Below are 25,328 nucleotides of genomic sequence, written 5' to 3' on the forward strand. Positions count from 1 at the left end.
TAAAACCCAGAAGGCGTCAGGCTTGCGGTGTCATGTTTTCGATGTCATGCGAGGTTCCAGAGGTGGCATAGGCGACCTCGGTCAGTTCCTTACCAACAGCTGATAATTCCACAAAGGTTCTTTGTGTCCGGTCATCACGTTTTGTCACGGCAAGGAAGCGGCCAGACATGGCGGTGATTTCACGTAACACCAGCGCATGGGCAATGCCGAGCTTTTTCGACAGGCTGCGGCTGTCGGAACCGATGCCGAGGTGAATAGCGCACAGAAGTGCGGCCCCGGTGGTGTCCAAACCATCCAGGGCCGTTTCCATGACCTTTTCCACCATCGCCATGAAGCGTTCGGCGGAAGTATCTTCAGACATTATGCAGCCTCGGTATCAGCCTCGATGCGCAGACGAACCGACACCAGAACCGACTTCGAGGTTGGGGTGAAGCTGCCTTCGCCGTAGCTGTGCAGTGGCACAAGCACGTTCAGTTCCGGGTAATAACCGGCAATGCTGCCTTCTGGAATGTTGTAAGGTACAAGGCGGAAGTTTTCGGCAATTCGCTCAATGCCATCGCCATATTCTCCGACAACATCAACGCGCTGCTTGGCCTTCGCGCCCAGCTTTTCCATGTCCTTTGGGTTCATGAACACGACCTGGCGTTCACCGTAAACGCCACGGTAACGGTCATCCATGCCGTAGATGGTGGTGTTGTACTGGTCATGGCTGCGGAATGTCTGCAGCACGAAGATGCCTTCTTCGCCAAGCGCCTGCTGGTGCTCGGTTTTTGCCGGCAATTCGCCGGTAAAGAAGGTTGCCTTCTTGGCTGGTGTGTTCCACTCGCGCTCTGCGGCGGCGTTGCGCAGGTGGAACCCACGCGGCACGCGCACGCGCTCATTGTAGTTCTCAAAGCCCGGCAGGACACGCTCGATCATGTCACGGATCAGGTCGTAATCTTCGGCCATGGCGCGCCAGTTGACATGGGCGTTGCCAAGCGTTGCTTCGGCAATCCCGGCAACGATTGCAATTTCCGACTTCAGCTCTGGCGAGGCCGGCGTGTTGATGCCGCCGGAACCGTGAACCATGCTCATGGAATCTTCCACGGTGATGATCTGCGAGACGCCCTTGGAATTACGGTCGATTTCCGTGCGGCCAAGGCATGGCAGAACGTAGGAGACCTGACCCGGCACCAGATGCGAATGGTTGAGCTTGGTGGCGATGTTGACCGTCAGGCGTTGCTTTTCAAACGCCTTGATGATCAGCGGGCTGTCCGGTGTGGCGCGCAGGAAGTTGCCGCCCAGCGCGATGAAGGTTTCGGCAGTCCCGTCCAGCATGGCGCTAATGGCTTCAACCGTGTTGTGGCCGCGATTGCGCGGCATTGGCACGCCTAGTTCTTTCTCAAGCGCGTCCAGCAGGGCAGGTGGTGCCTTTTCATCGATACCAACTGTGCGGTCGCCCTGCACATTGGAGTGGCCACGCACCGGGCAAAGGCCCGCACCTGGACGACCGATATTGCCGCGCAGCAATATGAAGTTGGTGATTTCGCGGATGGTGATGACAGAATGTTTGTGCTGAGTAATGCCCATCGCCCAGGTGGCGATAACGGCATTCGACGTCATATAGATGTTTGCGGCTTCTTCGATCTGCTCGCGGGTCAGGCCAGACTGGTCGAGAATGGCATCCCAGCTGGTGGCATCCACGGCGGCACGGTAGGCGTCAAACTCGACAGCGTGTTCGTTGATGAAGTCGTAATCGATGATGGCGGGCTGGCCAGCGGCACGTGCTGCGTCATCGGCGGCAAAGATAACCTTGCTCATGCCGCGCACGGCAGCCATGTCGCCGCCCTGGCGTGGCTGGTAATAGTTGGTGGCGATCTTGGCGCTGCCGCCGGTGATCATCTCAACCTTGTCCTGCGGGTCGGTAAAGCGCTCAAGGCCCTTTTCGCGGATCGGGTTGAAGACAACGATGCGGGCACCGCGAAGGGCTGCACGGCGCAGGTCACCCAGCATGCGCGGGTGGTTGGTGCCGGGGTTCTGGCCAATGCAGAAAATAGCATCGGCATGTTCGAAGTCTTCCAGCAGAACTGTGCCCTTGCCAACGCCGACGGAAGCCTTCAGGCCAACGCCGCTGGCCTCATGGCACATGTTGGAACAGTCAGGGAAGTTGTTGGTGCCGTAAAGGCGGACCATCAGCTGATACAGGAAAGCTGCTTCGTTGGACGCGCGGCCGGATGTGTAGAATTCGGCGCGGTTGGCATCTGGAACGCTTTTCAGCACCGAGCCGATTTCGGCAAAGGCTTCGTCCCAGGACACGGCGACATATTTGTCGGTGGCGCGGTCATAACGCATCGGGTTGGTGAGGCGGCCTTGCAGCTCAAGATCGTAATCGCTCCAGCCACGCAGTTCAGTGACGGTGTGTTTGGCGAAGAAGTCGGGCGGGACGCGCTTTTCAGTTGCTTCCCACGCCACGGCCTTCACGCCATTTTCGCAGAATTCGAAGGAGGAACCGTGCTCCGGGTCACCCCAGGCGCAGCCTGGACAGTCAAAGCCATCGGGCTGATTGGCTTTGAGAAGGGTACGGGCGCCGGATATTGGTGCGCCGGATTCCAGCAGTCTCTTGCCAACACTTTTCAGTGCGCCCCAGCCGCCAGCTGCGGAGGATGCCTTGCCGATGAAATCCATCTTGCCCATGAACGTGGTCTTTCCCAAAAATTATTCTTTAGCTCTTTGTTTTTTTGCATGTCGTTATCGCAAAACCGCTGAACACTTTTGCGCGACATGCTTCAGCGCAATTCCTGCGCCTTCTGGTCGCATTGCCTCATTGGCAATCTCTTGTTGTATTCTCCAGATTCCCCCATGTGTACCATATGTCAACTTGTATCTTAGTCTGAGTTTTTCAACTCTTGGTCATCGGCGTCGCGATTTCGTCGCAGGAATCTGTTTAAAGCGGTTGTTTATGACCGCATGATATTGTCTCTCCGATCAAAATTTTCCTTGGCATCCATCTTGCCTGATCGTTGACAATGCGGTTTTAAGAGCCATTCTCCAGCCAGCCCGTAATTCGGGACATTCACGTAAAACAGGGGGCGCCAATGACTGATGTTGACGACGATCGTCACGAGCCTCTCGATGTGACACCTTCCAATAAAGCCTCTGACATTTATTCGGATGACGGCTCTATCCGCTCCGACTTTTTGACCATGGTTGGTGCAGCAATCGCCGATCGTGACCTGCTGTTCCTGCGTAAAAATGTCGCAAGGCTGCACGAGTCCGAATTGGGCGATCTGCTCGAATCAATCCTGCCGGAACAACGCCATGCGCTGGTGCGGTTGCTGGGTGACGACTTCGACATGACCGCCTTGACGGAGGTCGATGAGGCCATTCGTCTGGATATCGTTGAGCAGATGCCGAATGAGCAGATTGCTGCCGGTATCGGTGAACTGGATTCGGATGACGCGGTCTACATTCTGGAAGACCTTGACCACGCGGACCGCGAAGAAATTCTCGCCAAGCTGCCGTTTACCGAGCGTGTCAGGCTTCGCCGTGCGCTGGATTATCCGGAAAGCTCTGCCGGTCGTCGTATGCAGACCGAGTTCGTGGCCGTGCCGCCATTCTGGACGGTTGGCCAGACCATCGACTACATGCGCGAGGAAGAAGAACTTCCCGAAAGCTTCACCCAGATTTTCGTGATCGACCCGACTTTCAAGCTGGTTGGCGCGCTTGATCTCGACAAGCTGCTGCGGTCCAAGCGGCAGGTGAAGGTCGAAACGATCATGCATGAAACCAACCACCCGATTGCGGCGGAGATGGACCAGGAAGAGGCCGCGCAGCTGTTTGAACAGTATGACCTTCTGTCCGCTGCCGTGGTGGATGAGAACGGCCGTCTGGTCGGCGTACTGACCATTGATGACGTGGTTGACGTTATCCAGGAAGAGGCGGAAGAAGACTTGCTGCGCCTTGGTGGTGTCGGTGACGAAGAACTGTCTGACTCCGTTGCCAGCACGTCCCGCTCACGTATGCCGTGGCTTGCCGTCAACCTGTTTACCGCATCGATGGCGGCCTCCGTCATCGGCCTGTTTGACGCGACCATTGAAGAGATCGTCGCGCTTGCCATTCTAATGCCGATCGTGGCGGGCATGGGCGGCAATGCCGGTTCGCAGACCATGACGGTGTCTGTGCGGGCGCTTGCCACCAAAAACCTCGATATTCACAATGCCAGACGTATTATCCGTCGTGAGGCGGGCGTTGGTATTCTCAATGGCCTGCTGTTTGGCTGTACCATCGGTACGTTGGCTGCCCTTTGGTTTCACGATATCCAAATCGGTGGCATTCTGGCAGCGGCCATGATGATCAACATGTTTGCCGCGGCACTGGCCGGAATTCTCATTCCGATCGTGCTGGACCGTTTTGGCGCCGACCCGGCGGTGTCTTCAGCGGTGTTTGTGACCGCAGTGACCGATACGGTGGGCTTCTTCTCGTTTCTCGGTCTTGCGACCTGGTGGTTCGGCATACATTAGCGACGCTCACGTGCAGGAATTGTTTGCACAATTATGGGTTTCAAGTCCTTGTTTTTGCAAGGGCTGGTATTCTTGTGTTGAAGGCGAGACGTCGCGATTATGTTAGGTGAGGATCAATTGTAAAATTGACTTTTACGTGAAGGTCAATATACTCAATTGCCTGACATGAAGCGGATCGGCACGTGAATAAATATTATAGCATCACAGAGCTTACACGGGAATTTGGTGTTTCGACAAGAACGCTGCGTTTTTACGAAGACGAGGGGCTCATTCATCCTGAACGTCGTGGTCGCACCAGATTGTTCAGAATGGCCGACCGCAGGCTTATTCAGGAAATTCTCAGAGGCCGTCGTATCGGCTTCACCATCGCAGAAATCCGCGAAATCATTCAGGTCTACAAGGAGCCGCCGGGCGAATCCGGCCAGCTTGAGATGCTGATGAAAAAGGTCGATGAGAAGCGCAATGAACTGCGCCAGAAGCGCAAGGACATTGAAGAGACGCTGGCGGAACTCGACAATGTCGAAGAAGCCTGTCTGACCCGACTTGCGGAAATTGGTGTCGGCACCTGACCGTTTCGAAATTCGGATAGTGTGAAGCCGCTGTTTGTCACAGCGGCTTTTTTATTGCTGTACTTCCTGGGCGCACATAAATGAGATGTCGCCCATCTTTACCTGTTCCTGCTCGTTGACCTTGTTGGCCATCATATTGTCGAAGATACCTTCGGCCTGTAGCTTTTCCAGCTTGCAGCCACAGAAGCTTTCACAAATCTCAGTGCCGTTTTCGCTGTTGACGCATGAGCGCATGCAGAGGTTCTTGTATTGCTCTACCATGTCGACCGGTGGGGGCGGTGCAATCAGCGATGCGAGATAAACAATACCAACCAGAATGGGCTGGTGGATCAGGTAAAAGGCAAGGCTGTGTTTGCCGGCAAGGGCCAGCGGATTGCGCGGGTGGCTTGGGGTGCGGAAACGATCAAGCCAGCCAGCGGGTAGGGCGATTTTTGCAGCGCTGAGGCCGAGCAGAAACGGCGCAAGCCACGGCAGCAGCGGCACATAATCATTGGAGCGCGGCATGACCGGCGAAAGGCCGATCCAGAGCAGCCATGGCGTGCTGAAAATATCCGCCGTCAGATAAAACGGTGCGGCAAGTGCCGCCGCGGCAACGATCAGCGTCACGACGACAGGCAGTCGCAGGAACAACAGGCCAACAAGGCTTGCGGCGGCGATATTATGCAATATGCCGAAAAAGATCATGCCATCAGGCGTCGCAATGGCCGTTGCAACGGTGATTACCACGGCAGCAGCAGCGATCATGGCAAAGCGTTTGCGGAAAGACGGCCAGTTTATGCCTTTGGAATGGGCGAGATACAGGCTGAAACCGGCCAGAAACAGGAAGCTGCTGGCAATACCGCGCGCATAGATCTTCCAGAGGCCCTGGGTTGCGGTGCCCGACTCGAGATAACCGAACAGCTCCAGATCCCAGGTGAAGTGGTAGGATGCCATGGCAATCAGGGCAATGCCGCGCAATGTATCGAGTGCGCCGATCCGGCCTTTCGGGGCGGGTGGCGTTGTCCCGGTGATCGCTTCGGTCATTCTCTCATCCCTGATTTTGTCGTTCTGCAAAGATTACCGCAACGCCTTCAAAGTGAGGCAATTTCAAGGCTGTTCATCTTCCATGATCGCCAGACGTGCTTCGGAGAAAAATTGACGGCGTGTCAGTACCGCGATGATGAAGAGCGTGCCACCAATGAACACGTAAGGGCCGATGAACCAGCCGAGATAACCGATCGACAGAAAAATGGTACGTAGACCATCATTGAAGTTTTTGGCGGCGATGATGTTCATGCGGATGACGTTTTCGGCGGCCTGTTCTGCTGCGCGTCGGTCACCCAGACTGTCCTCGACCATCGGAATGGCGCCAAACAGAATGGTGCAATAGTTGAAAAGGCGGTAGGACCAGCCAAATTTGAAAAAGGCATAACCGAAGATGGTCGTCAGTCCGATGACCTTCATTTCAAAGGCCGTGCGTCCGGCATAATGCACAAAGGGCATGTCCTTGAACACGGATTCAACCTGATCTGTCGCACCCAGAAGCGCAAAACAGCCACCAATCGCAAAGATCGAGGTCGAGGCAAAAAAGGCGGTGCCATTCTGCAGGCCGGCCATGATCTGCGTGTCGATCATTTTCAGGTCACGGCGCAGCGAATTGTAGATCCATTTGCGGCGGCGCTCGGCCATGGCCTGGTTGAGGCTGAGGCGCGCAAAACGCGGCTTGCCTGATGTCAGCCAGGCGTAACTGCTCCAGGAGAGGATGAAGATTACAAAAGCCGTATAGTCGATAATTGTCATGATGTTGTGAGACCGCCAATCGAATCCGTGCCGCTTCAGACCGGGCGATAATGGCCGCATGCGGTCCGTCAGGCAATGTGCTGACATCATCTATCTCAACGGACTGAAAAAACGGTGTCTATTTTGTCGGTGAGATGGTTCGCGATAAAAATGCAAAAAACGACAAAGTTTTTTCGAATGTGAGTCGCTTGCTAACTCTCCGGTAAGAATGTCTGGTTAATTGTAGTCGTGCAGACGGCGAGGCCGTCAGTCCGGCTCCGGAAAAGGTATTGCGTACCGGTCGCCGTTGCCTCTGTTCGAGGTGTTTTCAGGAGGCGTGCAAGCTTGATGGCTCGCGCGCTTTTTGATTTTTATCTACTCCCAGATGTCATTGACACGCGCCCAGCCTGATCCTAGATTTTGGTTGTCCGGACCTTTTGCTGCTGGCCTTCAGTTTCCTTGCGGTTTGTAATGGTGCAAACCGGGGAAATGACAGCAAGCAGACAAACCGGCGTGTTGAGCATGATCGACCGGGGGACGCCTCCTATCTACGAATCGTCCCTTTTCATGGCTTGATGCAATGGCCCTGCGCCTACGCGCATTGGGGTCCGGACATAATTTCATACATTGCAGAGCGGATTTTCATGTCGCACCAAAATCGAACGGTTCTTGTGCTGGGTGGTGCGCGTTCCGGCAAATCCTCCTTCTCCGAACAACTGGTTCTCTCAAGCGGCCTCGACGCCCATTATGTGGCGACCGGGCGTGCCTGGGATGATGAAATGCGAGAGCGCATTCGTGAACACCAATCCCGGCGTGGCGCTGTCTGGACCAGCCATGAGGAGCCGGTTGATCTGGTGGGTCTGCTGCAAAAGATTGATGATCCCAAACGGATCATTCTCATTGATTGCCTGACATTGTGGGTCACAAACCTGATGATGGACAACAGGGATATGCCAGCCGAATTCGAGGCTCTTTGCCGTCATCTTTCCGTCGCCAAGGCGCAGCTGGTGTTTGTGTCCAATGAAGTCGGACTTGGCATCGTGCCTGACAATCGTATGGCGCGAGAGTTTCGTGACCATGCTGGCCGCCTGCATCAAAATGTGGCCGAAGTTGCCAACGAAGTTTATTTCATCGCGGCTGGATTACCCCTTAAAATGAAGGGGTAAGGTCGGGTTCCTCATATTTTGAATCGGGTACTTAAGTTTTTGATTCAATGCGTCTGTTCGTTTTCCAGTTCTTCGAGAAGACAGTCGCTTTCAAAGGCTATATGTCGACGCGTTGCTTCAAAAAAACCACGCAGCATGTAGCCGACCGCCTCCATGTTGACCGGATTGCCCGAGCCGACCTTCAGCAGGGCATCAGTCAGTTCTTCGGCAAAACATTCATCCTCGAAATGCTCAAAGCGCAGACGTTCCAGCGTTTCAGAACGAGCGCGCTGGCCGGTGCGGTGTTCGATCCAGGGAAACAGCACGGTTTCCTCATAATGGTGAGCGCCGCGGATGACGGGTCCAAGCGCCTTGGCGGCATAGATGCATTTTTGCCGGTTGACGTTGGAGGGCAGGGAATCTGCGATCTCTTCCAGTTCCCGGCACAGTGCCAGCTGTTCCGTATGCGCCCGGCGCAGCCAGTCCAGTTTGGGGAAATCCTTTTCCGACCGCGAAAGCGGGGTGATGGTTTCCTGTTCAGGTCGCCCTGAAAGATTACCTTTCTGTGCCATGGTCATGACCTCGTTCTTGCCCTTCAAGCGCAAGACTGGCTGCGCTGCCACGCCTGTCGTGCGGCACGATGTCCCGAAGGACGCATCCAGTTGCGAAAATGCCGCTATTTCCAGTTCGTTTCTATTTCTCCCACAGTCTGCCGCGTCTGCCTTGATTTGGATCAAGGTAAGTTTGGCCCGCGAATGGCACTTCTCCAAACGACGCGACATGCCGCACGACTCTGCACAGGGCAGATGTCTGGCCGCGTCGGATCAGCCAGGACGTTGGGGGAAACCAACAATGAACTACACTTTGGAATTCGTGATAGTGGCTCTGGGAGCCTTTATTGCGTTGCTAGGGGCGGCATTCGCCCATGATAATCAGTTTGCATCCCACATGTGGGTGCTGTTTTTCGTGCTGCTCATCGGCGCGATCGTGTTGTTGCGACGCACATCCTTTGCGCCGATCGATGCTGCCGCCAAGCAGCGTCAGCAGTCGGAGTATTTCGATGAAGTCATCAAATACGGTGTCATTGCCACCGTGTTCTGGGGCGTTGTCGGTTTCCTCGTCGGTCTGATCGTTGCGCTTCAGCTGGCATTTCCCGACCTGAACATTGAGCCATGGTTCAATTTCGGTCGTGTACGCCCGCTGCACACCTCGGCGGTTATCTTTGCCTTTGGTGGTAACGCGCTTATCGCGACGTCTTTCCATGTGGTTCAGCGCACATCGCGTGCACGCCTGTTCGGCGGTAACCTCGGCTGGTTCGTTTTCTGGGGCTACAACCTGTTCATCGTCATGGCCGCGACCGGCTACCTTCTCGGCATTACGCAGGGCAAGGAATATGCCGAGCCGGAATGGTACGTCGATATCTGGCTGACAATTGTCTGGGTCTGTTATCTCATTGCGTTTCTGGGCACGATCCTGAAGCGCAAGGAACCCCACATTTACGTGGCCAACTGGTTCTACCTCGGCTTCATTGTCACCATTGCCATGTTGCATATCGTCAACAATCTGGCGGTGCCGGTGTCGTTCCTCGGCGTGAAGAGCTACTCGGCCTTCTCGGGCGTGCAGGATGCTTTGACACAGTGGTGGTACGGCCATAACGCCGTGGGCTTCTTCCTGACCGCCGGCTTCCTGGGCATGATGTATTATTACATTCCCAAACAGGTTAACCGTCCGGTCTATTCCTACCGCCTGTCGATCATCCACTTCTGGGCCCTGATCTTCATGTATATCTGGGCTGGCCCGCACCACCTGCACTATACGGCGCTGCCGGACTGGGCGCAGACACTGGGCATGGTGTTCTCGGTCATGCTGTGGATGCCTTCGTGGGGTGGCATGATCAACGGTCTGATGACGCTTTCGGGCGCATGGGACAAGATCCGTACCGACCCGGTCGTTCGCATGATGGTTATGGCGGTTGCCTTCTACGGCATGGCAACATTTGAAGGTCCGGTCATGTCGATCAAGGCCGTCAACTCGCTCAGCCACTATACCGACTGGACCATTGGTCACGTTCACTCCGGCGCGCTTGGCTGGAACGGCATGATCACCTTCGGCGCTCTCTACTACATGGTGCCAAAGCTGTGGAACCGCGATCGTCTGTATAGCCTGCAACTGGTCAACTGGCACTTCTGGCTGGCCACACTGGGTATCGTTGTCTACGCGGCTGCCATGTGGGTTGCCGGTATCCAGCAAGCTCTGATGTGGCGCGAATATGATGCGCAGGGCTTCCTGGTTTACTCGTTCGCAGAATCTGTGGCGGCCATGTTCCCATACTACGTGCTGCGTGCCGGTGGCGGTCTGCTGTTCCTCAGCGGTGCAATCATCATGGCCTACAACATTACCAGAACCATTCTCGGCCATCAGCGCCAAGAGGGTGTTCGCCAGGATGCCGCGCCTGCGCTGCAACCGGCTGAGTAAGGAGTTTGACGATGTCTATTCTTGATAAACACGGCGTCATCGAGCGTAATGCAACATTGCTTCTGGTGGGATCGCTCGTTGTGGTCTCCATCGGCGGTATCGTTGAAATCGCACCGCTTTTCTACCTCGAAAACACCATTGAAAAGGTGGAGGGCATGCGGACTTACTCGCCGCTCGAGCTGGCCGGACGCAACATCTACATTCGTGAAGGGTGCTACACCTGCCACAGCCAGATGATCCGTCCGTTCCGTGACGAGGTCGAGCGTTACGGTCACTACAGCCTTGCCGCTGAATCGATGTACGACCATCCGTTCCAGTGGGGTTCCAAGCGCACAGGGCCAGATCTCGCCCGCGTCGGTGACCGTTATTCAAACGAATGGCATGTGCAGCATCTGGTCGAGCCACGCTCTGTCGTGCCGGAATCGGTGATGCCCAGCTATTCCTTCCTGAAGGAAACACCGCTCAAGATCACCGACGTTTCAATGGAGCTCAAGGCCAACCGTGCCGTGGGCGTTCCATACAGTGACGAGATGATCGAAAACGCCGCTGCCGATCTTGCCGCTCAGGCTGATCCGAATGCGGATACTTCAGGTATCGAAGCGCGCTATCCCAAGGCAAAGCTCGGTGACTTCGATGGCGACCCAGCCAAGCTGACGGAGATGGATGCTCTGGTTGCCTATCTGCAAATGCTCGGCACGCTGGTCGATTTCTCGACCTACGACGATGCCGCTGGCTACCGCTAAGGAGAGATGACATGGAAACCTACACAGCCATGCGTCACTTCGCGGACAGTTGGGGCTTGCTGGCCATGACACTGTTCTTTCTTGCGGTCGTCCTCTTCACATTGCGTCCCGGTGGCGGAAAGCAGGCCAAAGACGCAGCCAATATTCCTCTCAAGGAGGACTAGGATATGTCGGAAAAACACATTGACGAAATTAGTGGCGTGGAAACCACCGGTCACGAATGGGATGGCATTCGTGAGTTGAACAACCCCATGCCACGCTGGTGGGTATGGTGCTTTTACCTGACGATCATCTGGGCAATCGGTTACACGATTGCCTATCCGGCATGGCCTTTGTTGACCGAAAACACCAAGGGCCTGCTTGGCTGGAGCAGCCGCGCTGACTTTGCCGGTGAAATGGTGGAAGCCAAGACGGCGCAGAGCGTCTACCTCGACAAGATTGCCGCATCGTCGCTGGCCGACATTCAGGCCGACAATGAGCTGTTGCAGTTTGCCGTTGCCGGTGGTTCTGCCGCGTTCAAGGTCAACTGCATCCAGTGCCATGGTTCAGGTGCTTCGGGTGGTGCAGGCTTCCCCAACCTCAACGATGACGACTGGCTGTGGGGCGGTAGCGCGGACGACATCTACACAACGATTACCCATGGTATTCGTTTTGCCGATGATGATGATACACGCCTGTCGGAAATGCCGGCCTATGCCGACATGCTGCAGTCGCAGGAGATCAAGCAGGTTGCAGCTTATGTCGTCAGCCTGACCGGCACCCCGCGTGATGCCAGCATGGTTGAACCAGGCAAGCAGATCTTTGCCGACAACTGTGCTTCGTGTCACGGCGAAGATGCCAAGGGTAACCGCGAGTTTGGTGCACCAAACCTTGCCGATGCCATCTGGCTGAAGGTTGAAGGCGAAGACGGCATTGCCGCACAGGTCCGCGCACCAAAGCATGGCGTGATGCCTGCCTGGGGCGAGCGCCTTGGCGATGCCACCGTCAAGCAGCTGGCACTGTTCGTGCACTCGCTGGGTGGTGGTGAATAACCACCCGTCCAGACAATGACAAAAGGGCCGCTTTCGCGGCCCTTTTTTAGTTTGCGGTCCAGACGGCCAGTTCGTAACCGTCCAGATCCCTGAAATGGAAACGGCGACCACCGGGAAACTCGAAAATATACTCGACAATGGTGCCGCCAGCTTTTTTGATAGCTTCCAGCGTTGGTTCCAGATTATCGGCGTAAAGAATGACCAATGCGCCACCGTCAGCCTTGACCGGTGCCGTTGTGGTAAAACCGCCCGTCATGTTGCCATCGGAAAACTCGCAATATTGCGGGCCGTAATCCTTGAACTGCCAGCCGAATACGGTGCCATAAAAGGCCTTGGACGCTTCGATGTCGCTGACGTTGAATTCGACGTAATTGATGGTGTTGTTTTTACCGGCCACGGCAGGTCTCCAATCAGGTTGTTTCCAGCAGTTTTTTTAGCGATATCAGATCCTTGTAGACGAGATCCGCATCATTTTTAAAGTCGTCATCACTCATGCCCGGCAGCTGCAGGACGGTAAAGGCTATTTCACAGCCGTCGCCGTTTGGCGTGACCCTGAGGGCATTATAGACTTCCAGGCCATCCGGCATGGTGACGACATGGTCGATAACGCCGAGGTCATTTGGTTTTGCGAATCGCACCGTGACATTGCCGAGCGGCCCCGAAGCGATCCAATCGTCACCCTGCGGCGTAAGGCCGCTGGCTAGGCCCGCGGCCCATAACGGCATTTTTGAATGATCGGACGCGAACGCATAAACGGCCGTCCATGGGCGATTAATCGTCAAATGCACGATCTTTGCGGTCATACTATCGGGCATTGCGGCCTCCTTGCTGCGGGGCGACGTTCAAACCTGCCACATGCGCCACTTTGTCCATGCTTGACTTAAGTCAAGGATGAAACGGCTGCGAAATGAGAAAAGGCAAATACAGAAATCTGGATATTGCCCCATGAACCTCTACAACGCCGAGCAGGATAGCAGTCGGCCCGCGAATGTCGAACAGCTTGACGCTTTACCTGTCAATTCCGCCAAAATTCGTCAGCCACTGTATGAAGCCCGCAAGAAGATCTTTCCGAAGCGGGTTGAGGGGCAATTTCGCCGTTTCAAATGGATCGTGATGCTGATCACGCTCGGCATCTATTATCTGACGCCATGGATCCGCTGGGACCGTGGTGCCTATGCACCGGATCAGGCTGTTCTGATCGATATTGCCAACCGCCGGTTCTATTTCTTCTTTATCGAAATATGGCCGCAAGAATTCTTTTATGTTGCCGGCCTGCTGGTCATGGCCGGCTTCGGGTTGTTCCTCATCACGTCGGCCGTTGGCCGCGCATGGTGCGGTTATACCTGTCCCCAGACCGTCTGGGTCGACCTCTTTCTGGTGGTCGAGCGGGCGGTCGAAGGTGACAGAAATGCCCGCATGAAGCTGGATGCCGCGCCGTGGAGCTTCGACAAGATCCGCAAGCGCCTGCTCAAACATTCGATCTGGCTTGTCATCGGTGTTGCGACCGGCGGTGCCTGGATTTTCTATTTTGCGGATGCACCAACACTTGCCATGGAGTTCATGACGGGCCAAGCCGCCATGGTAGCTTATTCGACCGTCGCTACGCTGACTGCCACCACCTATATTTTCGGCGGTCTGATGCGCGAGCAGGTCTGCACCTACATGTGCCCGTGGCCACGTATTCAGGCTGCAATGCTCGACGAACATTCACTTGTGGTGACCTATAATGACTGGCGCGGCGAACCACGCTCACGTCATTCGAAAAAGCTGATTGCCGCCGGGGAACCGGTGGGAGATTGCGTGGACTGCAATGCCTGCGTTGCCGTCTGTCCCATGGGCATCGATATCAGGGACGGGCAGCAGCTGGAATGCATCACCTGCGCGCTGTGCATAGATGCCTGTGACGGGGTCATGGACAAGATTGGCAAGCCTCGCGGGCTGATCGCCTATGCCACACTCAGCGAATATGAAGCCAATATGGAGCTGGCAACCGGCAACAGCACACATCCGATCAAGCCATCGAATATTCGGGATCAGGATGGCAAGTTCGTGGATGCCATCAGGCACTTCAACTGGCGTATCATCTTCCGTCTGCGTACCCTTCTTTACATGGGCATCTGGTCGGCTGTCGGCCTGGCCATGCTGTTTGCGTTGGCGACCCGTGATCGTCTGTCGGTCAACGTGCTGCATGACAGAAACCCGCAATATGTACTGGAATCTGATGGTTCGATCCGTAACGGCTACACGGTTCGTTTGTTGAACATGGTGCCGCAGCCGCGCCAGATCACGCTATCGATCGAAGGCGTGCCGGAAGCGCTCATGAAGATCAACGGTGTGCAGGATGCGCCATCGCGCTCGTTTACCGTGATGGTCGAGCCGGACGAAGTCACGACGCTGAAAGTGTTTGTGACGCTGCCGGGCAAGGCAATCACCTCGACCTCAGAAGATTTCGATTTCATTGCGGTCGACAATGAAATTCACGAAACTGCCCATTACAAGGCCGTCTTTATTGCTCCGGGAGCTAAGAAATGAGTGCTGAACAACAAAAACAACAGGGTTTCGTTTTTACCGGCTGGCATATGCTTGCAATCATGGTTCTGTTTTTCGGAACCATCATCTCGGTCAACATCACCATGGCCTGGAATGCGGTGACCAGCTGGAGCGGTCTTGTCGTGCCCAATACCTATGTGGCAAGCCAGCAGTTCAACGGCAAGGCGGCGGCTGCCAAGGCGCGTGCTGCCTCCGGTATCATCGGTAAGCTTGAGGTCAAGAACGATATTGCCCGCTACGAGATTTCGCATCCCGAACGCGGTGCCATCGATACCGACAGCGTGACCTTGCATTTCCGCCGTCCGGTTGGTGAAAAACAGAATTTCGACATGGAACTGCAAAAGGCCGAAACCGGTGTATTCTCGGGCCAGCATGACATTCCCGGTGGTCACTGGATCGTTGAGGCGATTGCCATGAAAGACGGCAAGGTCATCGTGCATGAGGGTGAACGCATTGCTGTAACGGGAGACGTGCAATGAGCTGCTGTGCACCGGGTACAGAAAGCGCGCTGGAGCAGGCCGGTTTCAACCGCACCCTGCCTTCATCGGAAGAGTTGTTCCTGGCAAGCCGGGACCTGGGGCAGGGGCTGCGCCAGACCGATCTCGGCGTTCCCGGTGTTTATTGCGGTGCCTGTATCACGACCGTCGAAGGCGCTTTGAGAAAGCTGCCGCAGGTTGAGAAGGCACGCGTCAACCTGTCTTCAAAGCGTGTTTCCATCGTCTGGAAGGAAGAAATTGACGGCGTGAAGACCGATCCGGTCATTCTTGCGCAGGCGGTGGCCTCGACCGGATATGAAACGCATCTGTTCACATCGTTGCAGGACAGCTCTGATGAGTTGCGCAACCAGTTGATCCGTGCGGTTGGCCTTTGCGGTTTCGCCGCCGTCAACATCATGCTGTTGTCTATTTCTGTCTGGTCGGGCGCCGATGCCTCGACCCGTGACATGTTCCACTGGATTTCGGGTCTGATTGCGGCCCCGGCGCTGATCTATGGTGGCCGTTTTTTCTACCAGTCGGCCTTTAATGCCTTGAAACATGGCCGTACCAATATGGACGTGCCGATTGCTCTGGCCATCACGCTTTCCTATTCGGTGTCGGTCTGGGAAACCATTCACAGCGGCCCACACGCCTGGTTTGATGCCACCGTGTCGCTGCTGTTCTTCCTGCTGATTGGCCGCACGCTGGATCACGTCATGCGAGACCGTGCGCGTTCGGCCGTTGCCGGGCTTGCACGGCTATCACCGCGTGGTGCCACGGTGCTGATGGAAGACGGTTCGCGGGAATATCTTCCAGTGACCGATATCGTGCCCGGCCATCACATTGCCATTGCTGCTGGCGACCGGGTGCCGGTTGACGGCCGTATCCTCAGCGGTACCAGCGATCTCGATGTGTCTATCGTCAATGGCGAAAGCGCCCCTTTGACAGTCCGTCAGGGTGACGCGGTTCAGGCCGGTACACTTAATCTGACCGGTGCACTGGTAATCGAGGCAACCGCGCTGGCAAGGGATTCGTTCCTGTCGGAAATCATCGGCCTGATGGAAGCTGCCGAAGGTGGTCGGGCGCGTTATCGCCGTCTGGCTGACCGGGCTGCCCAATATTATTCGCCGGTGGTGCATTTGCTGGCGCTGACGGCCTTTATCGGCTGGGGTGTGTTCGGCGGGGACTGGAAACAGGCCATGCTGATTGCCATTGCCGTTCTGATCATCACATGCCCTTGTGCGCTTGGTCTTGCCGTACCTGTCGTGCAAGTGGTTGCGGCTGGTCGGCTGTTCAAGCACGGCATCATGGTCAAGGATGGTTCGGCGATGGAGCGCCTTGCCGAAGCGGATACGGTTTTGTTCGACAAGACCGGTACGCTGACACTTGGTCGGCCACAGCTGGTCAATGCCAGTGAGATTGCACCTTCGCTGATGAAGACCGCCGCCGGCATTGCCGTCAATTCGCGGCACCCGCTGTCGCAGGCTTTAGCCCGTTCGGTGGATGGCCCATTGCCGGTGTTTGCCGGCGGTCGTGAAATTCCCGGTGCCGGTGTTGAGGTGGAAACCCCTGATGGTCTTTATCGTCTCGGCAGCAGGCGTTTTGCGCTGCCTGACACGGCAGGTGATTCGAACAGTGACTTTGCCTCGTCTGAAGTGGTGCTGTCGCTTAATGGCCGTGAACTGGCGCAGTTCCGCTTTGAAGATACGGTTCGTCCTGGCGCGGCGGAAGCCGTTTCGAGACTGCTTGGCGACCACATGAAAAGCGAAATCGTCTCAGGCGATCGTCCGGCAGCGGTTGAGACACTGGCGCGGCGGATCGGCATCACGCAGTGGAATGCCGGACTTGCTCCAGCCGAGAAAGCCGCCCGCTGCACCGAGCTTGCCGAACAGGGCCGGAAGGTGCTGATGGTGGGCGATGGCATCAACGATGCCCCGGCACTTGCCGCAGCCCATGTGTCGATTGCGCCGGCAACGGCGGCGGATATTGGCCGTCAGGCCGCAGATTTCGTGTTCATGCAGGACAATCTGAGTGCGGTGCCGTTTGCGGTCGAGGCATCACGCAAGGCCGGACGGCTGATCCGCGAGAACTTTGCACTGGCCATCGGCTACAACATCATTGCCGTGCCAATTGCGCTTGCCGGTTACGCCACGCCGATGATTGCCGCCATTGCCATGTCGACGTCGTCGATTATCGTGGTAGCCAACGCATTACGTCTTAACAGCCTTGCAAATACTGCACAGGCCGATATTGCCAGCAGCAATCGCAATATCAAAACGGACGATGCTAACGGCGTGGAAAAAGGAGCGCGTTTCGCATGAACATGCTTTCGTTTCTTATTCCAGTTGCCTTGTTTCTCGGCGGTTTGGGACTTTTTGCTTTTCTCTGGTCGCTGAAAAGCGGCCAGTATGAAGACATGGATGGGGCCGGCTGGCGGGCGCTGGATGACGGAGACGACCACCCTGCGAAGTAAAATTTGCCTGCCTTATTTGAAGGCAAAGATGATTTTCGTCATCAAAATATAATCGTTTCGTTCATGTCCAGCCTTGCCGTTTTCCATTTACAGTGCCACAACATGCGCCATTGAACGAAAGATGGAGGCACATCCGTGGAACAGGCAGAAATCGGTTTGATCGGTCTCGGTGTCATGGGCTCTAACCTTGCCCTGAACATTGCAGAAAAGGGCAACAAGATTGCCGTATTCAACCGCACCCCGGAGGCAACACGAAAATTTTACGCTGAAGCCGGTGAATTGCAGGGCCAGATCATTCCTTGCGAAACAATCGAGGAATTCGTCGCTGCTATTCGTCCGCCGCGTCCGATCATCATCATGATCAAGGCCGGTGACCCGGTTGACCAGCAGATGGAAATCCTGAAGCCGCATCTGGCTAATGGCGACATCATGATCGATGCCGGTAACGCCAATTTCCGCGATACGATTCGCCGCTTCGACACCCTGAAAGACACTGACCTGACCTTTATCGGCATGGGCGTGTCCGGTGGTGAAGAAGGCGCACGTCATGGTCCTTCGATCATGGTTGGTGGCACGGAAGACAGCTGGAAGCGCGTTGAGAAGGTTCTGACCTCGATCTCCGCCAAGTACAATGATGATCCGTGCGTTGCATGGCTCGGCAATGATGGCGCAGGCCACTTCGTCAAGACCATACACAATGGCATTGAATATGCCGACATGCAGATGATTGCCGAAATCTACGGCATCCTGCGCGACGGCCTCAAGATGAGTGCAGCTGAAATCGCTGACGTGTTCGCGACCTGGAACAAGGGCCGCCTGAACTCCTACCTCATCGAAATCACTGAAAAAGTGCTGCGCGCAGCAGACCCGATCACCGGCACGCCGATGGTAGACCTTATCCTCGATAAGGCTGGCCAGAAGGGTACTGGCAAGTGGTCGGTTATCGAAGCGCAGAACATGGGTGTTGCTGCAACGGCTATCGAAGCTGCTGTTGCTGCGCGTATCCTGTCTTCGCAGAAGGACGAGCGCGTTGCAGCAGAGAAGATTTTCGGCCTGCCGGACGTTCTGCCAGCACCTGCTGACAAAAAGGCGTTTATTGCTGATCTGGAAAGCGCGCTTCTGGCCGCCAAGATCGGTGCTTACGCGCAGGGCTTTGCCATCATGTCTGCGGCGTCCAAGGAGTTCAACTGGAACCTGCCAATGCCAACCATCGCCCGTATCTGGCGCGCAGGTTGCATCATTCGTTCGCAGTTCCTTGATGAAATCACATCGGCTTTCACCAAGGATCCGGATGTTGCAAACCTCATCGTGACACCTGCCTTCGCGCAGATGGTCAAGGACACCGACAAGTCGCTGCGTTCGGTTGTTTCCTACGCCACCCTGTCGGGTCTGCCGGTTCCGGCACTGGCATCGGCGCTTGGTTACTTCGACGCTTATCGCCGCGGCCGTGGCAGCGCAAACCTCATCCAGGCACAGCGCGACTTCTTCGGCGCACATGGCTTTGAGCGTACCGACGGCGTGGATAAGCCACACGGCCCATGGGGCAGCGGTGCTGACATATTCTAATATGATTTCTCCTGGGGGCGATTATCGCTTCCGGGAGAATGACCTGTTGGAAAGTCGACTTTAGATACAAAAATGGCCCGCTTGTCGGGCCATTTTTATTGCGATTTTGGAGATGTTGAACTGTCGCGGTTTCAGTCTGGGAAAGCGCGCGACCAAACCGGTTTGCTGAGACTTTGCAGCTGGGCCGGTGGATTGCCGCCAATGCTGGCCAGAACCGCTTTGGCAAGCTCGCGGCCCGCCTCACGCACATCTTCATTGATGGTGTAGATTTCCGGGCGGATCCAGTTCAGGAACTCCGCGGATTGTTTTGAAATCATGTCGAAGTCGACACCGAGCTTTTTGCCGGCTGCTTCAAAGCCGGCAATCAGCGCAATGGTGGAGCTGCCGCTGATCGAGATGAAACCATCCGGCGGGGTGGCTGAGCGCATCAGCTGTTCGCCGTGATTGCGGGTTTCCTCAAGATTGGTTTCGATGGTCACATGATCCAGCGGTACTTCGCTGATGCCGAAGTCCTTGATTGCCCGGTCAAATCCAGCCCGCGCATGATCGTGGAAGGACAGTTTTTTCGGCGGCAACAGGATGGAGATGCGTTTGCGACCCTTTTCGACCAGCTTCTTGACGGCTTCGTAAGCGAACGCCTCGTTGTCGAAGTCGTGGTAGGGGTGGACGATATTCATGTCCGTTCTGCCGTGGGTGGAAAAGGGCATCTTGCGGTCGGTCAGCAAGCGCACGCGCTCATCCTTCGGCTCGATACGCGAAATGATCACGCCATCGGCAGAGCCGGTGTCGAGAATGTAGCGGATCGGTCCCATCGGGTCCTTGCTGTGGGAATGCGGCATGACCACAAGATGATATTGTGTTCCGGCCAGTACTTCGGAAATGCCGAACACCATCTGGCTGGTGAAGCCCATCAGCTCTTCTTCGATGCTCAGCACCAGAGCGATAACGTTGGTTTTGCCGGTTCTGAGGCGAACGCCGGCGCGGTTTGGCTGGTAGCCGATCTGATCGGCAATAAGACGGACACGTTCCTTGGTATCGGCGCCAATATCCGGCGCATCTTTCAGCGCTCGCGACACCGTGGTTATACCCAGCCCGGTCATCTGGGCGATGGTTTTGAGAGTGGGTCTCTCATTTGGCGCCAGTGTGATAGCTGCCGGTGGTGTCACGCTTTCGTTCATTTGGAATCAGTGGCCGTATAGGTATTGAATGAGAGTGAAAGCCATGAAGCCGGTTCCAGTAGAGAACGCGGAGCAAGGCGCGACGTATTTCCATGCCTGTCATCACGCACTGCCGAACCTCATTTCAGACGTATGGCATTCGGGCAAACCGAAAATCATCCGATTTTCCGGTCCGCGACGCTAAGTAAAACAGGTTAGTTTGTTCCCGAAAAATTCGGCTTTGCCGAAGCCGCCCATATTTCGCAGGGCCAGTTGCAAATACTGTATAATATTTTTTTCAATTTGAAAATATAAACAGCCGCCTAACCGATATGATCGTCCGCCGTTGCTGTTGATTTGCAACACATATTCGCTCGTGGACGCGGCGGCTGGCGGAACCCGTCCTTGCTGTTTGCATTTTTATCTGTAACGTTTCCGCCCGGTTGGCCAACGATGAGGAGGACGTCGTAGGATGGCTTTGATGTCCATAACTGTTGTTAGTCACCTGGCACCGGGCCATCCGTTGATGATTCTAGTACAGGACTTCCCATGACTTCGCACGAATCCGCAAACATGATCGATCTTTCCGGCGAGTGGTCTCTGACCTCCGCTGATGGCGCCCACAAGACGATCATGAGCTTGCCGGGAGACGTCCATTCTGCACTGCTTGCGGCCGATCTCATTCCTGACCCGTATCGTGGCCGCAATGAAAATGACGTGCAATGGGTGGCGCAGCAGGACTGGATTGTGGAGCGTCGTTTTACCATCAATGAGGTGGATGCATCCTGGTATCTGGATATCGATAATCTCGATACGGTGGCCGTGGTGTTTTTGAATGATGCGCCGGTGCTGAGTGCCGACAATTGTTTCCGCCGGTATCGACCGGATGTCTCAAAGGCACTGCAGCAGGGTGAAAATGTCATTCGTATTCATTTCCATTCCAGCATCCGGGCAGGTGAGGAACGGCAGGCCAAACAGCCGTTTTACGTGCCGTATCACACTGGCAATTCGCCGATTGCCAATGGCAACATGCTGCGCAAACCGCAATCGCATTTCGGCTGGGACTGGAACCTCGCCATTGCACCTTTGGGTTGCTACGGCACGATTGCGCTGAAAAAGCTGGACAGCGCGCGCGTCGAACATGTCGTGACGCACCAGTTGCATGTCGACAGCGGCGTTGAGGTGCATGTGGCGGTAACATTGTTTGCGGCAGAACCGGTCATCGTGCCGCTGCATCTGTCACTGGGTGATGACAGATTGCGTCTGGATATTGGCGTTTCAGCTGGCGAGACCGTGGTGCGGCATGTGTTCCATGTCGAAAACCCCAAGCTGTGGTGGCCAGCGGGCAGTGGAGAACAGGCGCTTTACGAGTTGAAGGTTGAACTGCCCGACGAGACTATTGTCAGGCAAATTGGTTTGCGCACAGTGGAATTGCTGACCGACAAGGATGACGCGGGCAGCCGGTTTGCCTTCCGCATCAATGGCCGTGAGATTTTCTGCCGAGGCGCCAACTGGATACCGGCCGACGCGTTGTTTTCGCTGACGTCGCAGGACAAGACAGAAGATTTGTTGTGCTCGGCCGTTGAGGCCAACATGAACATGATCCGTGTCTGGGGCGGCGGATTTTACGAGGCGGACTGGTTCTATGATCTGTGCGACCGGCTTGGACTTATGGTGTGGCAGGACTTCATGTTCTCCTGCAACCTTTACCCATGCACCGACGATTTCCTCGAAAATGTCGACAAGGAAGTCGATTATCAGGTGCGCCGCCTGTCATCACATCCCTCCATTGTTTTGTGGTGTGGCGACAATGAGCTGGTCGGCGCGCTGACATGGTTCAAGGAGCCGCTGGAAAACCGCGACCGGTATCTGGTGGCCTATGACCGTCTGAACCGCACTATTGAGACCGCCTTGAAGAAAGCTGCGCCAGAGGCAATCTGGTGGCCATCCAGCCCGGCATCGGGATATCTCGATTATGGCGATGCATGGCATGCCGATGGTTCGGGCGACATGCATTACTGGTCAGTATGGCACGAGAACAAATCCTTCGACAATTATCGGTCGATCCGTCCGCGCTTCTGCTCGGAATTCGGTTTCCAGTCCTATACGTCGATGAATGTCATCCGCAGTTACGCCGATGACAAGGACATGAATATCTCGTCGCCTGTCATTGAGCATCACCAGAAGAATGTCGGTGGCAATGAGCGGATTGCCGGCACCATGTTCCGTTATTTCCGCTTCCCAGGGAGTTTCGACAACTTCGTTTATCTCAGCCAGGTGCAGCAGGCGCTTGCCATCAAGACCGCCGTTGAATTCTGGCGTTCGCTGAAACCTCACTGCATGGGGACATTGTACTGGCAGCTGAATGACACATGGCCGGTCGCCTCATGGTCGAGCCTTGATTATGGTGGTAGCTGGAAGGCGCTGCACTATCTGGCCCGACGGTTTTTCCAGCCTGTATCGGTGGCTGCCATTCCTGGAGATGATGGCCAGACACTTGCGTTCTCGATGGTCAATGACACCACGGAGAATGTTGCTATCGACATGAATGTCTATGTTATGGGACTGGATGGCGAACGCATTCCACTGCGCTCTGCCAATGGTGAATGCGGCACTAATGCTGCCGCGACACTGCTTGAGGTGAAACTGTCCGATATTCCGGCCGATGCCATTCTGGTCTGGGACTTTATTGCCTCCAACGGCATGACGGGCGAGGGACATCATGTGCCTGATACTTACAAGATGCTGGATTTCAGACCGGCCGGGCTGGAAATTGAAACGGCGACACTGGCCAGTGGTCAGGTGGAAATCAGCGTGCGGGCCAGTGGTCTTGCGTTGTTCGTGATGCTGGAAAGCGATGTACCGGGCCGTTATTCGGACAATGTGTTTGATCTCTCCGCCGGCGAAGTGCGCAAGATCATCTTCACGCCAACCCGGAAAAGCGAGGATAATTCTACCCCGCAATTCCGCATTTATGATCTCTATTCCAGCTACGTGTGAAAGCAATTTTTCGCCACAGGTTGAAATGAAAACGGCCTGTGACTAGTCTGTACTTGGTGAACCGGTGCCCGTTTGTATCGGTTCATTTTCATGACGCCACCGACCATTTTCCGGACGGGGGCGATTACCGAACATTAGAGGAGGAGAGGCGCATGGCCTGGCAACCGGCTGAAAACCGTTATGCAACCATGAAATACAATCATTGCGGCAAGACCGGATTGAAATTACCTGCCATTTCGCTCGGCCTGTGGCATAATTTCGGTAACGATACCCCACACTCGACCAAGCAGGATATCTGCCGCACGGCGTTTGATCTGGGCATTACCCATTTCGACCTGGCCAACAATTACGGCCCGCCTCCCGGCAGCGCCGAAACGGCATTTGGTGAAATCCTAAAAACTGATTTTGCCGGTTACCGTGATGAACTGATCATCTCGTCCAAGGCCGGTTACAACATGTGGCCAGGCCCTTACGGCGAGTGGGGCAGCCGCAAATATCTGATTTCGTCCTGCGACCAGAGCCTGAAGCGCATGGGTCTCGACTATGTGGATATTTTCTATTCCCACCGTTTTGACCCGGATACACCGCTTGAGGAAACCTGTGGTGCGCTTGATCATATCGTGCGCTCCGGCCGCGCGCTTTATGTCGGCATCTCGTCCTACAATTCCAAGCGTACCCGCGAAGCGGCTGCGATCCTGAAGGATCTCGGCACGCCATGCATCATTCACCAGCCGAGCTACTCTATGCTCAACCGCTGGATTGAAGAGGATGGTCTGGTCGATACGCTGGAAGAGCTGGGCATTGGCTCCATCGTGTTCTCGCCGCTGGCGCAGGGCATGCTGACCACCAAATATCTCGGTGGCATTCCAGACAGCAGCCGTGCAGCACAGGGCAAGTCGTTGAACCCGAAGTTCCTCAACGACAAGAATGTCGAGAATATCCGTGCGCTCAATTCGCTGGCTGAAAAGCGTGGCCAGACACTGGCGCAAATGGCCATTGCCTGGGTTCTGCGCAACGGCCGCATCACCTCGGCACTGATTGGCGCCAGCAAGCCGGAACAGGTGATCGATTGCGTCAAGGCGCTCGACAAACCGGATTTCACGGCGGAAGAACTGGCGTTCATCGATGCCCACGCCAAGGAAGCAGATATCAACCTTTGGGCCAAATCTGCTGAGTTGAAGAAGTAAGTCATGGATACGCCCGGGCCTTGAAATCCGGGCGTTTTCACATCAATCAATGCTTGAGGAATGGTTCTCAAGTGTTAATAATCATTACTAAAATGTAATTTAAAATTCAGTTTTCATTCATCCTTGGGGTCTTAGGTTCGAACCATCGAAACGCTGAGGAAACCCCAATGAAAAAACTTTTTGCTACGCTTCTTGCCGCTACTGTATTGGCCGCGCCTTTGGCTGCCGAGGCACAGAGCCGTTACGACAATGGTCCCCGTCATGACCGTGGCCGCAATGAGCGTGTGGTCATTGAACGGCACGTTGAAAAGAAGGTCATCGTCAAGAAGCGCAACTGGAAGCGTGGCGAGCGGCTCTCGTCTGCACAGCGCAACCATTACATCGACCAGCGCGAGTACCGCCGTTACAAATTGCGCGAGCCAAAGAGAAACGAGCGCTGGGTACGCGTTGATAACCAGTTCCTTCTGGTCAACGCATTGACCGGACTGATCGTTGGTCTGTCGGCTGCACGCTGATTGGTCCGCACAAATCTGACAGTTTTGGATCCCCGATGCGCCTGCGTCGGGGATTTTGTTATTCCTGCATTGCACAAATAATCGAAACGCGATGATATGCGCGCAGCACGTGTTCATACAAATGTCGCCAATGGGTATTCTATCTTGGCAGTTAATTGATCTCTCCCTTTTTAAATTTAGGAGA

General features: G+C 55.4%; 23 protein-coding genes. 15 read left to right on the forward strand and 8 right to left on the reverse strand.

What is annotated here, in order from left to right:
* Positions 1 to 16: 16 nt before the first annotated feature.
* Positions 17 to 361 carry a hypothetical protein gene (locus M2418_RS08450; RefSeq protein WP_250981740.1) on the reverse strand — a complete coding sequence of 115 codons (345 nt, stop codon included), beginning with the start codon at positions 359 to 361 and terminating at the stop codon, positions 17 to 19.
* A complete protein-coding gene (locus M2418_RS08455; RefSeq protein ID WP_250981739.1) occupies positions 361 to 2,673 on the reverse strand; it encodes an FdhF/YdeP family oxidoreductase in 2,313 nt (770 codons plus the stop codon). Before M2418_RS08455 ends, M2418_RS08450 begins: the two co-directional genes overlap by 1 nt.
* Positions 2,674 to 3,074: 401 nt before the next feature.
* Between M2418_RS08455 and mgtE the strand changes: the two genes are divergently transcribed.
* Positions 3,075 to 4,499, forward strand: coding sequence for a magnesium transporter (mgtE, locus tag M2418_RS08460; RefSeq protein ID WP_250981738.1), 1,425 nt, complete (start codon positions 3,075 to 3,077; stop codon positions 4,497 to 4,499).
* Positions 4,500 to 4,681: 182 nt separating this feature from the next.
* Positions 4,682 to 5,068, forward strand: a complete 387-nt coding sequence (locus M2418_RS08465) for a MerR family DNA-binding transcriptional regulator (protein WP_192488697.1) — start codon at positions 4,682 to 4,684, stop codon at positions 5,066 to 5,068.
* A gap of 51 nt (positions 5,069 to 5,119) precedes the next feature.
* On the opposite strand, the gene M2418_RS08470 is transcribed toward M2418_RS08465, so the two are convergent.
* Together M2418_RS08470 and M2418_RS08475 are read right to left on the reverse strand one after the other, a co-directional pair.
* On the reverse strand, positions 5,120 to 6,091 hold the full coding sequence (locus tag M2418_RS08470) for a DUF1624 domain-containing protein (RefSeq protein ID WP_259145977.1): 972 nt from the start codon (positions 6,089 to 6,091) through the stop codon (positions 5,120 to 5,122).
* Positions 6,092 to 6,154: 63 nt separating this feature from the next.
* On the reverse strand, positions 6,155 to 6,847 hold the full coding sequence (locus M2418_RS08475) for a DUF599 domain-containing protein (RefSeq protein ID WP_259145979.1): 693 nt from the start codon (positions 6,845 to 6,847) through the stop codon (positions 6,155 to 6,157).
* A 623-nt stretch (positions 6,848 to 7,470) separates the two neighbouring features.
* Between M2418_RS08475 and cobU the strand changes: the two genes are divergently transcribed.
* Positions 7,471 to 7,992 carry a bifunctional adenosylcobinamide kinase/adenosylcobinamide-phosphate guanylyltransferase gene (gene cobU / locus M2418_RS08480; RefSeq protein WP_259145980.1) on the forward strand — a complete coding sequence of 174 codons (522 nt, stop codon included), beginning with the start codon at positions 7,471 to 7,473 and terminating at the stop codon, positions 7,990 to 7,992.
* 44 nt (positions 7,993 to 8,036) lie between these two features.
* Here the strand turns inward: cobU and M2418_RS08485 are convergent, their stop codons facing one another.
* A complete protein-coding gene (locus tag M2418_RS08485) occupies positions 8,037 to 8,753 on the reverse strand; it encodes a hemerythrin domain-containing protein (protein ID WP_259145982.1) in 717 nt (238 codons plus the stop codon).
* 70 nt (positions 8,754 to 8,823) lie between these two features.
* Here M2418_RS08485 and ccoN point away from each other — a divergent pair, with 70 nt between their 5' ends.
* Genes ccoN through ccoP form a run of 4 tightly spaced genes read left to right on the forward strand, consistent with a single transcriptional unit; the run spans position 8,824 to position 12,220 of the window.
* Complete coding sequence (gene ccoN / locus M2418_RS08490) at positions 8,824 to 10,446, forward strand: cytochrome-c oxidase, cbb3-type subunit I (RefSeq protein ID WP_259145984.1); 1,623 nt, start codon at positions 8,824 to 8,826, stop codon at positions 10,444 to 10,446.
* An 11-nt stretch (positions 10,447 to 10,457) separates the two neighbouring features.
* The gene (gene ccoO, locus M2418_RS08495) at positions 10,458 to 11,189 is read left to right on the forward strand and encodes a cytochrome-c oxidase, cbb3-type subunit II (RefSeq protein ID WP_259145985.1); all 732 of its coding nucleotides are present in this window, start codon (positions 10,458 to 10,460) and stop codon (positions 11,187 to 11,189) included.
* A gap of 11 nt (positions 11,190 to 11,200) precedes the next feature.
* Positions 11,201 to 11,353 carry a cbb3-type cytochrome c oxidase subunit 3 gene (locus M2418_RS08500; RefSeq protein ID WP_250981733.1) on the forward strand — a complete coding sequence of 51 codons (153 nt, stop codon included), beginning with the start codon at positions 11,201 to 11,203 and terminating at the stop codon, positions 11,351 to 11,353.
* Between the two features lie 3 nt (positions 11,354 to 11,356).
* Entirely contained in the window at positions 11,357 to 12,220 is an 864-nt protein-coding gene (ccoP, locus tag M2418_RS08505; RefSeq protein ID WP_250981732.1) for a cytochrome-c oxidase, cbb3-type subunit III, read from the forward strand.
* A gap of 46 nt (positions 12,221 to 12,266) precedes the next feature.
* Here the strand turns inward: ccoP and M2418_RS08510 are convergent, their stop codons facing one another.
* Together M2418_RS08510 and M2418_RS08515 are read right to left on the reverse strand one after the other, a co-directional pair.
* A complete protein-coding gene (locus M2418_RS08510) occupies positions 12,267 to 12,617 on the reverse strand; it encodes a VOC family protein (RefSeq protein ID WP_192488705.1) in 351 nt (116 codons plus the stop codon).
* A 13-nt stretch (positions 12,618 to 12,630) separates the two neighbouring features.
* Positions 12,631 to 13,035, reverse strand: coding sequence for an SRPBCC family protein (locus M2418_RS08515; RefSeq protein ID WP_259145987.1), 405 nt, complete (start codon positions 13,033 to 13,035; stop codon positions 12,631 to 12,633).
* Positions 13,036 to 13,165: 130 nt separating this feature from the next.
* Here M2418_RS08515 and ccoG point away from each other — a divergent pair, with 130 nt between their 5' ends.
* The 5 genes from ccoG (at position 13,166) to gndA (ending at position 19,285) form a co-directional block, all read left to right on the forward strand.
* Positions 13,166 to 14,752 (forward strand): cytochrome c oxidase accessory protein CcoG, encoded by a 1,587-nt coding sequence (gene ccoG / locus M2418_RS08520; protein WP_259145989.1) that lies wholly within the window; start codon positions 13,166 to 13,168, stop codon positions 14,750 to 14,752.
* On the forward strand, positions 14,749 to 15,249 hold the full coding sequence (locus M2418_RS08525; RefSeq protein WP_250981728.1) for a FixH family protein: 501 nt from the start codon (positions 14,749 to 14,751) through the stop codon (positions 15,247 to 15,249). Before ccoG ends, M2418_RS08525 begins: the two co-directional genes overlap by 4 nt.
* Positions 15,246 to 17,567, forward strand: a complete 2,322-nt coding sequence (locus tag M2418_RS08530; protein ID WP_259145992.1) for a cation-translocating P-type ATPase — start codon at positions 15,246 to 15,248, stop codon at positions 17,565 to 17,567. The genes M2418_RS08525 and M2418_RS08530 overlap by 4 nt, the downstream gene beginning before the upstream one ends.
* Complete coding sequence (ccoS, locus tag M2418_RS08535; protein WP_192488710.1) at positions 17,564 to 17,719, forward strand: cbb3-type cytochrome oxidase assembly protein CcoS; 156 nt, start codon at positions 17,564 to 17,566, stop codon at positions 17,717 to 17,719. Before M2418_RS08530 ends, ccoS begins: the two co-directional genes overlap by 4 nt.
* Positions 17,720 to 17,854: 135 nt before the next feature.
* Positions 17,855 to 19,285: an NADP-dependent phosphogluconate dehydrogenase gene (gene gndA / locus M2418_RS08540; protein WP_192488711.1), complete on the forward strand. Its 1,431-nt coding sequence runs from the start codon at positions 17,855 to 17,857 to the stop codon at positions 19,283 to 19,285.
* Between the two features lie 131 nt (positions 19,286 to 19,416).
* Here the strand turns inward: gndA and M2418_RS08545 are convergent, their stop codons facing one another.
* Positions 19,417 to 20,463: a LacI family transcriptional regulator gene (locus tag M2418_RS08545; protein WP_259145993.1), complete on the reverse strand. Its 1,047-nt coding sequence runs from the start codon at positions 20,461 to 20,463 to the stop codon at positions 19,417 to 19,419.
* Between the two features lie 528 nt (positions 20,464 to 20,991).
* On the opposite strand from M2418_RS08545, the gene M2418_RS08550 reads away from it, so the two are divergent.
* The 3 genes from M2418_RS08550 to M2418_RS08560 all read left to right on the forward strand — a co-directional run bounded on the left by M2418_RS08550 (position 20,992) and on the right by M2418_RS08560 (position 25,144).
* Positions 20,992 to 23,442: a glycoside hydrolase family 2 protein gene (locus M2418_RS08550; protein WP_259145995.1), complete on the forward strand. Its 2,451-nt coding sequence runs from the start codon at positions 20,992 to 20,994 to the stop codon at positions 23,440 to 23,442.
* Between the two features lie 152 nt (positions 23,443 to 23,594).
* Entirely contained in the window at positions 23,595 to 24,629 is a 1,035-nt protein-coding gene (mgrA, locus tag M2418_RS08555; protein ID WP_259145997.1) for an L-glyceraldehyde 3-phosphate reductase, read from the forward strand.
* A gap of 167 nt (positions 24,630 to 24,796) precedes the next feature.
* Entirely contained in the window at positions 24,797 to 25,144 is a 348-nt protein-coding gene (locus M2418_RS08560) for an RcnB family protein (RefSeq protein WP_192488715.1), read from the forward strand.
* Positions 25,145 to 25,328 lie beyond the last annotated feature (184 nt).

The sequence above is a fragment of the Rhizobium sp. BIGb0125 genome, from assembly GCF_024810055.1.
In the GTDB taxonomy this organism is placed as follows: Bacteria; Pseudomonadota; Alphaproteobacteria; order Rhizobiales; family Rhizobiaceae; genus Agrobacterium.